The organism is Anaerolineae bacterium (assembly GCA_016931895.1).
Taxonomy (GTDB): Bacteria; Chloroflexota; Anaerolineae; order 4572-78; family J111; genus JAFGNV01.
In genome coordinates this window covers 1-13,226 of record JAFGDY010000112.1, presented here as the reverse complement: position 1 = coordinate 13,226, position 13,226 = coordinate 1, and the positions used below count along the sequence as shown (strand labels likewise).

Genomic DNA, 13,226 nt, shown 5'->3' with positions numbered 1-13,226 from the left:
TTGTTGTTTAATTCAGTAATTTCAATCCGCATCAATCAATCATTAAACGTTTTAAGACGGGTTACAAGTGGTGAATTGGGGGCCAGGGTAGAAGGTAAGATTTCGTCAGACCAAATTGGAACTCTACAAAACGAGGTCAACACTATGGCCGGTCAACTTCAACAGACCATTGGAACTTTGGAAAAACAAGTCGTTGAACGGACCCGGGGTCTTGAGACAATCGTGGTAATCAGCCAACGCCTGGCCGGCATTCTGGATTTAAACGATCTGTTGCGCCAGGTGGTCACTATGACCAAAGAAACGTTTGATTATTATCACGTTCACATTTATCTATTGAACGAAAAAGCCCAATTGGTGATGGCCGAAGGTTATGGCGAGGCCGGAGCCAGGATGAAACGCCGGCGACATGAAATTTCCCTGACCGCCTCGCAAAGCCTGGTGGCCCGCGCGGCCCGCGAAAGGCAAATCATTAACGTGAAAAATACCCGCGAGGATCCCTCCTGGCTGCCAAACGAATTATTGCCCGAAACCCGCTCAGAAATGGCTGTCCCGGTTGTATCGGGGAGCGAGGTTATGGGCGTGCTGGACGTGCAGAGCGAAAAAATAGGGGGCTTGACCGCAGAAGATGAAACCTTGCTTCAGATTCTGGCCAACCAGATCGCTGTAGCTGTACGGAACGCCCGCGCTTTTACGCAAACCCAAGTGGCGCTCCAGGAGGTGCAGCGCCTACAGAGTTTGTATACCGGCCAGGCCTGGGAGAAGTTCAGCGCCTATCGGCCCACCACCAATTACGAGATTCGTCACCCTATCTTACCCCCGCTGGAACAAATTACTACTCCCGAAGCGTTGACGGCTTTGCACCATAAACAGACCGTTGATTTGAGAATAGGCCGCAGTGATGATAATGGCGCTGATACCGCCGCCGCAGGTCAACCGGCCCAACCTCAAGATTTTTTAGATAATGTTGAGACCTCGCCGATGGAGGCGTCGTTGGAACCAACCGGGCCGGTAATTGAAACATCAGATTCGGCAGGGGGGCATGAATTTGAAAGCGCCCTGGCTACTCCCCTAAAATTGGGCGATGAGGTCATTGGGGTGTTGGGCATCCGTGACAACAACCCCAATCGCCATTGGACAGAGGAAGAGATAGCCCTGATTGAGGCAGTGAGCGAACAAATGAGTTTGGCCATAGAAAACGCCCGTCTCTTTGAAGAAACCGGACGCCGGGCCGGACGGGAGCGGATTATTGCGGAGATGACCCGCCAGATTTGGGCCTCTGGGGAACTGGAGCGGGTGATGCAAACAGCGGTAGAGCAACTTGGCACAGTTTTAGATGCTTCAAAGGTAGTGATTCGCCTGGGGACGGTAGAGCAATTGGCGCCCGAATCATTGACCCAAAGTCAGGAGTAGAGCAAAATGAGAAGATTTTTCACAAGCTTAACTTTTAGAATAGGCGTTATCATTATCTTGGTTGAGATCGTTGTCCTGGCCGGGCTTGGTTCTTTTTATGTTAATCAGCTCAATAAAGAAATTGACGACCAGCTTGAATACAGGGTTGGCTTGCCCGGCAATCTCATTGAAAAGCACGTATTGAGCTATGTGACCATGGCCACGGATCAAGAAATATTGGAGGAACTGGTTGGGGAAGAATTATTGGACAAACTGGTGGTCCGGGCCAACGGTGAGATAATTACTTCTTTAAATATTGAAGAGCAGGGGAAATATATTAAAGATTTACCCAGGCTAAACCCCGACTGGTTTGACCCGGCTATGAGAGAGAGCCTGCTGGAAAAAATGCCCGATGGCATCGTCAATGTCACGCCTGTCCGGGTTTTTTCAGATGCAGAGCAGGCGTCGTCATTTGTTTACATTAAGGTTGACACGGCGCAGACAGAATATCAGAAATCGGCCAATCTGTGGCTGTTTGTAGGTGGCTCCGTGGCTACGATTGCCGCCACTTCCATCGCCATCATTCTCATGTTCTATTTAATGATTACGGCCAGGGTCAATAAATTGCTCAACATGCTGAAGCAGGTTAAGGCCGGCGATTTGGGGGCCAGGGTAAAGGCGAGAATCTGGTCGGACCAAATAGGTACTTTACAAGGCGATGTTAATTCCATGGCCGACCAACTCCAACAAACTATTGAAACCCTGGAAAGCCAGGTGGTTGAGCGAACCAAACGCCTTGAAACCGTAGTGGAAATCAGCCGGCACTTGACCAGTATTCTGGATATAAACACCTTGTTACAACAGGTGGTCAATAATATCCAAACTGCTTTTGCTTATTATCACGTTCATATTTACCTGGTTAACCAGGAAACGGGTGAATTGATTATGCGTGAAGGTACGGGCGAGATAGGCCGGCAGCTTAAAGCCGCAGGCCATAAATTGCGCCCCGGCGAAGGGATTGTGGGTAAGGTGGTTGATGGAGGCCAGACATTTTTGACCGAAAATGTTGAGGAAACACCCGCGTTTGTGCGTAATCCACTTTTGCCTAAAACTCAGTCCGAATTGGCCGTGCCCCTGCGCAAAGGAAATGTGGTTTTGGGCGTGTTAGATATCCAAAGCGAGGAAATTGGCGGGTTAAGAGAGGACGACATTCCCCTGATGCAAGCTATTGCCGATCAGATAGCGGTGACGGTGGAAAATGCTCGCCTTTTCCGTCAAACCCAGGCTGCCACTTCTCAGGCAGAAGAACTCAACCGCCGGCTCACCCGCGAGGCATGGCAGGATATTGGCGATAGAATTTCGGCTGCCGGTTATGTTTTTACCAAAGCAGGGTTAACCCCTGTTCCCCGGACAAAGAATGTGGTTGAAGAGTGGCTGCCTATCATGACCCAAGCTGTCCAACACAAAGACCTAACCTATCACCTGGGCGATGGCGATAAGGGTGACAACCAGCCGGAGCAGAAAACCTGTAGTGTGTCTATCCCCCTGATGTTGCGCGATGAAGTGATTGGCGTGATTGGTATTGAACGGGCTGCTCAAGCTTCTGCGCCGGAAGCGGGCGCCAACTTAGAGGAAGGGGAAGCAACAAATCAAAACCGGCCCAAACCCTGGACCGAGGATGAGTTGACCATTATCCGAAACGTCTCAGAACAAATTGCCCTGGCTCTTGACTCGGCTCGCCTGGCCCGTGAAACCCAACGGGCGGCCTGGCGCGACCGGGTGGTGGGCGAATCAATAGCCAAAGTGTGGGCCACTTCCGAAATTGAAGAAGTAATGAAGGCGGCCGTAGCCCAATTGGGCGATAAATTACGGGCGTCTGAAGTCGTTATTCGGCTTGGTAAGGCAGATGAATTATTGCCAGAATAGGCCTAATTATGTTTGGCTAATTATGTTTGGAGATTTAAGATGAGCAATTTCATCCCCCCATCAGCTACACAACCAACCGAGACTGCCCGGCCGGTAGAAGCCATGCCCCGGCCAAAGAGATGGTCTATTCATTTCTCTATGCGTTTCAAACTGATTATAGCTTTTCTGGTGGTGGCGCTAATCCCGCTAGGCGCGATGGTTTATATTAATTATCTCTCCACCAAAACTATGTTGATTGGAGTTGCCAATCGGTCCCTTTCTGTTGGGGCTGAAAAGGTAATAGCTGATATTGAAACCTTTTTTGAAACTAACAAACAAACCGTCCAGGAGGTAGCGACATGGCCGGAAGTAATCAGCTATTTGAGCCGGCCGGTCACCGCCGATTTATCCCCAGACGAGGCCGAGAAACAGCGTATCCGGGAGAGTTTGCAAAGATTAAGGGGACAGGATGAAAATGCCCCCTCGTTTGCCCTGTTAAACAGGCAGGGCCAGAATGTGGTTGACACCTCTGGGCAGATTGACCTGGATGAATCAAACCAGAATTACTTTATTGAACCATCTCGAACCGGCCAACTCTACGTTTCTCCCGTTATCTTTGAACCGGCTAAAGAAGAGGCATTCCTGTATATTAGCAGCCCGGTGATTAATACTCTGGGGCAAATTGTCGGCGTGGTACGCATGCAGTATAAAGCTGAAGTGCTACAGCAACTTATTGCGCAACATAACGGCCTGGCCGGTGAACAATCATTTGCCATTTTACTTGATGACAAGCGCATTCAGTTGGCCAATGGCGGAAATCCGGATCAGCGATTTACCTCGGTGGTGCTGCTCAGTGAAACTGCGATCAAAGAATTGCAGACGGAACAACGCTTACCGAATAAACTGACAACGGATTTGTTTGTTAGTATGCCTGGTTTCCAGGCGGGGTTGGACAATCCAACTGCTCCCTACTTCACCATTCAACTTGATGAAACTGATGATCAGTTAGCCCTGGCGGCTATTGAAAAGTTGCAGGTACAACAGTTCTCCTGGAATGTTGTTTTTGTACAACCACAGGAAGCCTTCCTGTCACCGCTCCAAGAGCAAATTTTTACTGCCGGGGTGATCCTGTTGGCTATCATTATCGTCGTATTTATCCTGGCGTTTAATATCTCCCGGCCGTTGTCTAATCCGCTGGTTTTCCTGGCTGACGTGGCTCAGAAAGTAGCCGGCGGCGCGTTAGGGTTGCAGGCGCCGGAGGGGTCTCGGGACGAGATAGGGGTCGTGGCCAGGGCAGTCAACAGTCTGGCCAACCAGTTGCGCGATTTGAGCGGCAATCTGGATCAGTACATTGCCGAACGTACCCGGGCCCTGGGCACCCTTGTCAGGTCGCTGGAAACGAGCACTCAAATTGGCCGCCAGATCACCACTATTTTGGAAATTGACGAATTGCTTCGGTATGTGGTCAATCGTATTCAAATTGAGTTCAATTTTTACTATACCCACATCTATCTTGTTGACCAGGCCACAGGCGACCTGGTGATGGCTGAAGGCTCCGGTGAGGTAGGACGCCGGCTCAAGGCGCAGGGTCATCGCTTAAAGGCCGGTGAAGGAATTGTGGGCACGGTAGCCAGCAGTAATGAGTTTTTCCTCAGTAATGATGTGAGCAAGGTGCTTAACTTTGTGTCAAACCCCCTGCTGCCGGATACTCGCTCCGAATTGGCGCTGCCCTTACGTAAAGGCGACCGGGTAGTGGGGGTGTTGGATATTCAGGACAATAAACTCAATCGTTTTACCTCGGCCGATGTATCCCTGATGCAATCTATTGCTAACCAAACCGCTGTGGCTATTGATAATGCCCGTCTGCTAACCGAAACACAAAACGCGCTCAAAGAAGTGCAACGCCTCACGCGCCGCCTGACTCGCGAGGGCTGGGATCAGATTAGCGAGGAAATCTCGGTTTCTGGTTATCGTTTTAGCAGCGGCGCCATTGTCCCAATTTCGCCTGATACGGATGTTTGGCTGCCGCCGATGAAAGAGGCTGTGACCAAACAACAATTGATCAAACAAACCGAAAGTGATAATGGTGGTAATTCTGAAACAGAGCTGGCTGTGCCGCTCATTCTGCGAGGTGAGGTTATTGGCGTACTGAGTGTTAAACGAGAGGAAATTACCGCTTGGGCCGACGAAGAAGTAGCCGCGATTGAAGCCGTGGCTAATCAGGTGCCCTTGGCTTTGGAAAATGCTCGCCTCTCCAAAGAACAGGAAAAAACAATTGTTCAGCTAAAAGAGGTAGACCGCCTCAAATCAGAATTTTTGACCAGTATGAGCCACGAACTGCGTACCCCCCTTAACTCCATCATTGGTTTTGCCGACGTTATTTTGCAAGGTATTGATGGCGAGGTCAGCGATATGGCCTTGAACGATGTTCGGCTTATTTACAATAGCGGCCAACACCTGCTGACTTTGATTAACGATATTCTTGACCTGTCCAAGATTGAGGCCGGGGAAATGGAATTGGTCCGCGAGCCACTGGATATAGAAGAAATGGTGAGTGAGGTAATGAACAGCGCCAGCGTTTTGAAAAAGAATAAACCAGTGGAAATTATCACCAACATCGAGGAAGATTTACCCGCAATCTATGCCGATAAATTACGTATCAACCAGATTTTGTTAAATTTGGTTAGCAATGCGGTAAAATTTACCGATAAAGGCATTGTTACGATTAAGGCTGAAATAAGCTCCAATAATCCCTCTCAGGCTCTGATCTCGGTAATGGATCAAGGTATTGGTATTCCAAAAAATATGTTGCATACTGTTTTTGATCGTTTCCGCCAGGTTGACGCCTCTCGCAAGCGTAAAGCAGAAGGCTCTGGCTTGGGCCTGGCCATTTGCAAACAGTTAGTGGAAATGCATGGTGGCATGATCGAGGTGACCAGTGTGGAAGGGAAGGGGTCTAACTTTTACTTTACTATTCCTTTTGTTGATGCGGTTGTCTCTGATTACGAGCCAATAGGTGTTGCCGCCGGTAATTGATTTTATAGATATAAAAGTTGAGCATAATGAACAAGTTAAAATCTTATCTCTCTCACGTAAAATGTTTGGAATGTGGCCAGGAAATGGAATTTTATCCGGGTTTGGATAAATGTTCAGTCTGTCATGGGGCCTGGCTCGATGCCCAGTATGATTATGAAACAGTGGCCAAGCTCTGGAAAAATGGCCTATCGGGGCGGGTGAATTCATTATGGCGCTACGTGGAACTTTTGCCGGTGGTTGATATTGAGCATATCATCACCATGGGCGAAGGTCAGACCTCATTGATCAGAGCCGTTAAAACGCAACAACGGTTGGGGCATCCCAATATCTTGATCAAAGACGAGCGCCTGTCCCCCACCAGTTCTTTTAAAGATAGACAAGCCGCAGTGGCGTCTACCGCCATGCGCGAGGCCGGCATTCAGGAGTGCGTGTTAGCCTCAACCGGCAATGCCGCCGTAGCTTATGCGGCCTACTGCGCTCGCGCCGACATCAAGCTATGGCTATTTTTGACCAGTATGGTGCCTGCGGCTAAAATGCGTGAGGCGGCTTTATATGGCGCCGAAGTGATTAAAGTGGCCGGCACTTATGACCAGGCCAAAAAAGTGGCCGCCGACTTTGCCGCCCGGCGCAATATTCATTTTGATAAAGGGGCCAAGGCTATCCCCGGTAAAGAGAGTATGAAAACCGTTGCGTTTGAAATTGCCGCTGAGTTAGCTGCCTGTTTAGGGTTGGCCGGAAATGGTCCCTGGCAGGCCCCCGATTGGTACCTGCAAGCGGTCAGTGGCGGAATTGGACCGGTTGGCGTGCATAAGGGCTTTGTAGAACTTTACCAAATGGGACTGATTGACCGCGTGCCCAAAATTGGCGTGCTCCAGGTAGCGGGTTGTTCGCCTATGGTGCAGGCCTTTGCCGCCGGTAAGTCAAAGGCCGATCCGGTTGTGCCTGAAACCCGAATAACTGTGCTTTCAACCGGAGACCCCGGCTTTGCTTACGAATTGTTGTACAACGCCAATCAAACCTATGGCGGCTCCATGCTGGCCGTAAACGACGAAGAAACGTTTGACGCCATGCGCTTATTGGCCAAAACAGAGGGGTTTTCGGTTGAGCCGGCTACCGCCGTGGCTTTTGCCGGGTTGGAAAAAATGGTGGGCCAGGGCATCATTAAGCCCGATGAAATTGTGGTGGTCAATTGTTCCGGCCATACCTTCCCGGTAGAAAAGCACATTATGGATGAAGAAAGCGTGATGGACGTTCGCCTGGCTCAACCTGCTGAAGCCGCGCCCGGCGCGCCGCTGGATGGATTGGGTTCGGCCCTGGAACGGCTGGATGAGCAGGTAACCACAATTGTGGTGGTTGATGATAATCCCATGGACAGCCGCCTCATTCGCCGTTTGTTGCAGGCTAAAAAACCATATCGGGTTTTTGAGGCCAATAGCCCACTTGAAGGGCTGCAAATTATTAGAGACCGTTTGCCTGATTTGGTGGTGAGCGATTTGACCATGCCGGAGATGGACGGCTTTGCGCTTTTAGAAGAACTAAAAAAAGATTCACTTACAGCCCAAATCCCGGTGATTGTGGTTTCGGCCAAAGACTTGACCCCGGAAGACAAAAAACGGCTTACCAGTCAGGCCACCTCAATTTGGACCAAAGGGGCTTTTTCTACTCAGGATTTGGTGGAACACGTGGTCGAAACCCTCTCCAGGGCAGATGGCGATGTTGACGCGCCCATTTCTAGACAGGAACAAGAGGTGCCAAAGGAGAGTATTTCTGTAACCGCGGCCAAGTCGCCTGCCCCACCTGAACCGCAAGAAGTTAAAAAGATAGTTTTGATTGAAGACAACCCCATGGATGCCCGCCTGATCAGTCGCATTTTGCAGATGAATCGTCCGCTGGATGTTAAACAGGTGCAAGCCGGGCGCGAGGCGCTCAGAGTAATTAGAGAAGAAGCACCGCATTTGATTGTGCTGGATTTGATTATCCCGGATATGAACGGGTTCCAGATATTAGAGGCGTTAAGAGAAGATGAAGACCTGGACACGATCCCGGTGATTGTAATTACTTCTAAGGACCTTTCTAAAACTGAACGACAACACCTAATCTCTCAAGGAGTCTATTCAATGTGGCAAAAAGATAAATTGGACCGCAAAAAATTAGTGGCCGAAGTTGAATCTCAACTGGAGTAACTGTGTTCATGCTAGAATTACCCAACAGAAACCAAAGACCATTAAATATGGGAGGATCATTTTAAAAATGTTAATTTTGTATGTTGAAGATAATTTTGAAAACAAGTTGTTTGTCCGTCGGGTGATTGAATCAATGGGCCATGAAATGCTAGAAGCAGAAACAGGCTATCAGAGTTTAGAGATAGCGGCCGAAAAACCGCCCGATTTGATCCTGATGGATATAAATATTCCAGGCATGGACGGCCTGGAAACAACCACCAAATTCAAACAAATGCCAGACCTATCGCACATCCCAATTATTGCCCTCACTGCTAATGCTATGAAAGGCGATAAAGAGCGGTGCCTGGCTGCCGGTTGTGATGGCTACCTGCAAAAGCCTATTGGCGTTTCAGATCTGCGCCGCACAGTCCAAGAGTACACCTCTAAGAGTGAATAAATCATTAAGTGGGATGTCCAAGGTTTACAGGATTATCATAAAAACTAAATTTTGTTCATCCTGCCCAACTTTTATTTGATTGCCTGGGTTCTATCTTGGCAAATAGATTTTTAATTCTTCTCTTTATAAATTCCTGGTGGAGTTTAAAAACTGAAAGTCTCTGTTATTTGTACTGTTTTGAATGAAGCTCAAAACATTCAAAAATTATTGGCTTCCCTGGTTAAGCAGACTCGTCCTCCAGATGAGGTTATTTTTGTTGATGGTGGTTCAACCGATGATACCGTGGCTATTTTGGAGCAGTATGCCGCCGAATATGAACTGCCCTTACGCATCATCGTGGCCCCAGGAGCCAATATCAGTCGGGGCCGCAATATAGCCATTGCCGCCGCAGCCGGCCCCGTTATTGCCGGCACGGATGTTGGGGTTAGGTTAGATGAACATTGGTTAGAAGCGTTGCTCAAACCTTTTCAGGCAGGTAGCACAGCGGTGGTGTCTGGCTTTTTTTTGCCCGACCCGCAGAATGTTTTTGAAGTGGCGATGGGAGCAACCGTGTTGCCGGCCATTTCAGACGTCAATCCGGTCACCTTTTTGCCCAGCAGTCGTTCAATTGCTTTTTTGAAATCAAGCTGGCAGGCTGTTGGGGGGTATCCTGAGTGGTTGGATTTTTGTGAGGACCTCATTTTTGATTTCTGTTTAAGGGATAAAGTGGGACCATTTGCCTTTGCGCCCGAGGCCATTGTTTACTTTCGGCCTCGCAGCACTTTACGGGCCTTTTTTAAACAATATTATCAGTATGCTCGCGGTGATGGCAAGGCTGATTTATGGCGCAAGCGGCACGCCGTTCGTTATCTCACCTACGGAGTGGCCTTGCCCTTGTTGTTGATGTTGGCAGTTATTGCCTCGCCGATGTGGCTGTTGTTAGGCGTAATCCTGGGAGGTTGGGGTATGTTTTATACCCCTTATCGGCGGCTGCCGTTGTGGTGGAATTCGCTTTCAATAAGTGAGAAGTTGCAGGCAATTTGTTGGGTACCGATCATCAGAATTAGCGGCGATGCGGCCAAAATGATCGGCTATCCGGTGGGGTGGAAATGGCGCCTGAAACACCTCCCCACCCAACCCGAACTGCGTTGGAAATATCAGACCGAAACTTGATACCCCCAAAAAATGGTTAGAGTTTGGGGCCAACTGTAACCGAGTCGTAACCGCTGTTACCTGCAAATAATGATATACTAAAATAGGCGCCTAATCAAAAAGGTGGAACGTGAACTGTAGCGTTGTGTTTAACTGATAACCTCGAGGCGCTGCACATTTGCCCTTTTCGGGCTTGGCTTTATCTTCATAAATAAGGTATAATCAACGTGAGTGCTTCGCCTCAATTAGCCACCTACCAACCAAAAGAATCCTACTATTTAGTGCAGGAGCACACCTTGATTGGCAAAATTATTGGCAACCGTTATAGAGTTCTCCGCGAAGTCGGAAGCGGCGGCATGGCCTGGGTTTATCTGGCTGAAGACATTAAAGACGACCGCCTGGTTGCCGTTAAAGTTTTATATCCCCAATTTGGCGAAGATCTCTCCTATATCCAACGCTTCAATCGCGAAGCAAAATTAGCCAGCACCCTAACCGACCCTCATATTGTGCGGGTATTGGATTATGGGGCCGACCGCGACATTTATTATCTGGTGATGGAGTACATTGAGGGCAAAGATTTACGCGATCTGCTCAAAGAAAAAGGCCCTTTTTCCTGGCGCAATGCGCTGGATATAATAGACCAATTAGCCACCGCCCTTGAGCAGGCTCATTTGCAAAACGTTGTTCATCGAGACATCAAGCCCCAAAATATGATGATTGAAAATGACAGCAGTTTGCTTAAGGTGCTTGATTTTGGCATTGCCCGTGTCCCCACGCTGCCTTCGCTCACTCAATCAGGATTTGTTGGTTCACCCTATTATGTCTCCCCTGAACAAGCTATGGGCGAGGAAGTGGATATTCGGTCTGATATTTACTCGTCGGGCATTGTTTTATACGAGTTATTGAGCGGCAATATCCCCTTTGATGCTAAAAGTCCCTGGTCAATCATCAGCCAACATATTTCCAGCGAGCCTCCTCCCATCAAATTGTCCCAGGATGACGTTCCTGAAGGCATTCACCAATTGGTAGAACGGATGGTGACCAAACGGCCAGAAGATCGTTTTCAAACGCCTACGGCTTTGCGCCGGGCCATTGTGGCGGTCTTGGCCGGGCAGTCTATTCCAGATGATACCCTGGATACGCTTTTGGTTAGTTCTGCTGATCAACAGGCCGAGATGGCCGAAAGCCTTTATCAACGAGCGTTGGAGGCCATAAATTCTAAAGAGTGGGCCAGGGCCGTTGACCTTTTGAATCAGGTGATTGCCCTTAATCCCAATCACGGCCAGGCCGCTGAAAAATTAGCTCAAGCTAAACAAGAAGCCATTTTGATTTCATTGTACAGCGCGGCCAGGCGGGCCATGAAATCCGGTAATTGGGAAGATGTGGTCAATAATCTCAAAGGGGTTATTGAACTCAATCCTGATTATAAAGATGCGTCAGAATTGTTGGTGCAGGCCCGCCAAGCCCTGGAAAAGGAAAATGCTCAACAATTTTTGAGTACTCGCTATAATGAGGGTATCGCTCATTTTGAAGCAGGGCGCTGGGCAGATGCCATTGAAGCTTTTGAGGAGGTGCAGCGTCTTTCTCCTGATTATGGCCGGGTGGCGCAGTTTTTGGCTGAAGCGGAGCGGTTGAACAACCCAACGCTGGTTGAAAGACTGAAGCGAGTTGTGCCTATAACTTGGTGGCGCTGGGGCCTGGTAGCTGTTGGCCTGGTGGCCATCTTTATGCTTTTCTTTACCTTTGGCAATAACCAGGAAGTTGCCGGGGATGATGATCCTAAAGAGCAATTGAAAACCCTCTACGAAGAATCTCAAGTAGCCATAGAAAACGGGGATATCAAGTATGCCATTGTTTTACTTGATGAAATTCTAACTCAGGACCCTGATTATGCCGATGCAGCCAGACTCAGACGTGACCTTGTGGCTGCATTAACGCCTACCCCCACCCTGGTGCCTACCCCCACCTTAACCCCCACTCCTACAGAAGACCCGGCCATTCCCATGCTGGCTCAAGCGCAAACCGCTATAGAGTTGGAGCAATGGGCTGAGGCTATTGATATTTTGCAAAAAATACGCGCTGCCAGCCCTGAATTTGAGGGGGCCAGGATTGCCTCCCTATTTTGCGATGCTTATGTTGGCCGAGGGTTGGAAACCCTGGGCAATATTTACCAGCAAGATAAAACTGAGAAGGAGCTTGTCAAGGTAGCCTTGAGCGATTTTGAAGCAGGCGCAGCCGAGTGCCCCAAGCGTACAGATTTACATGATCAGGCTAAACGCGCTGCCGCTTATTTAGAGTCGCTTAACACGGCCAAATACAAGTATGACACTCTCATTCAGATTCTAACGCCCATTGTTGCGGCTGAGTCAAACTATGCCGGTGGCAATGCCAAACAGATGCTGTACGTTGCTCACCTTGATCGAGCCAAAGCTCGGCACGAAGAGGCAGATATTGTGGGCGCTTTGAGTGATTACGAAGCCGCCCTGGCTCTTAATGTAGACGATCCCAGTGAGGCTCACACCCGCCGGGCCGAGTTACTGCTTTCATTCAGCCAACAACCGGCGCAGCCAACACCAGCGCCGGTAAAAACTGTGGCCGCCACCAGGAGGCCAAGCGATACGGTCAGTAGCACGCCCACACCCGAACCGGTGCGGATAAAGTTTGGTAAGCCTGAACTGGTTACCCCGCTAGATGATGTTGTTTTTGTGGGACGCCTCTTTGAGGAAGCGATTGTGGAGTGGCAGCCAGTGGGCGAGTTGGCCGACGACGAATACTATGATCTAACCCTTATGTACATCTATGCCGATCAGCCCAAGTATTGGGGCTTAGCCACCAAAGATACCCGCGTTCAATTAATTGCCGATGATATAGGAGTTGGGGAAGCGGGAGGAGACCGTTTTTATTGGTGGGTAACGCTGCGTAAAGCAAATTCTGCGCCTTCTGCCAACAGCATAGATTTGCCGGTAAGTTTACAGAGCGATGTTAGAACCTTTGTTTGGCTTCCTTAGAAAATTTTCATCTTTCCTCTCCTATTATTGCTTCCGTTCTTGTGAGATATTATAACTCGACTTTTGCATTGACATAATGAACATTAAAAACAGCATAAACGAACGAAACTGCGTTGTTCTTTTTGGGAGCAAGCAAAG

The 13,226-nt window shown here is 49.1% G+C and carries 7 protein-coding genes; all 7 read left to right on the top strand.

Translation table 11 applies throughout. The features are described 5' to 3' along the window. A partial coding sequence (locus tag JW953_08615) for a GAF domain-containing protein (GenBank protein ID MBN1992757.1) occupies nucleotides 1-1,410 on the top strand: 1,410 nt, incomplete at its 5' end. Nucleotides 1,411-1,416: 6 nt separating this feature from the next. Beyond that, nucleotides 1,417-3,315: a GAF domain-containing protein gene (locus JW953_08610; GenBank protein ID MBN1992756.1), complete on the top strand. Its 1,899-nt coding sequence runs from the start codon at nucleotides 1,417-1,419 to the stop codon at nucleotides 3,313-3,315. Nucleotides 3,316-3,354: 39 nt separating this feature from the next. Then, nucleotides 3,355-6,330, top strand: coding sequence for a GAF domain-containing protein (locus tag JW953_08605; GenBank protein ID MBN1992755.1), 2,976 nt, complete (start codon nucleotides 3,355-3,357; stop codon nucleotides 6,328-6,330). Nucleotides 6,331-6,413: 83 nt separating this feature from the next. Then, nucleotides 6,414-8,513, top strand: coding sequence for a pyridoxal-phosphate dependent enzyme (locus tag JW953_08600; GenBank protein MBN1992754.1), 2,100 nt, complete (start codon nucleotides 6,414-6,416; stop codon nucleotides 8,511-8,513). 67 nt (nucleotides 8,514-8,580) lie between these two features. Then, complete coding sequence (locus JW953_08595; protein ID MBN1992753.1) at nucleotides 8,581-8,949, top strand: response regulator; 369 nt, start codon at nucleotides 8,581-8,583, stop codon at nucleotides 8,947-8,949. 177 nt (nucleotides 8,950-9,126) lie between these two features. Next, nucleotides 9,127-10,101 carry a glycosyltransferase gene (locus JW953_08590; GenBank protein MBN1992752.1) on the top strand — a complete coding sequence of 325 codons (975 nt, stop codon included), beginning with the start codon at nucleotides 9,127-9,129 and terminating at the stop codon, nucleotides 10,099-10,101. A 206-nt stretch (nucleotides 10,102-10,307) separates the two neighbouring features. Continuing rightward, complete coding sequence (locus JW953_08585) at nucleotides 10,308-13,088, top strand: protein kinase (protein MBN1992751.1); 2,781 nt, start codon at nucleotides 10,308-10,310, stop codon at nucleotides 13,086-13,088. The last annotated feature ends 138 nt before the right edge of the window (nucleotides 13,089-13,226 follow it).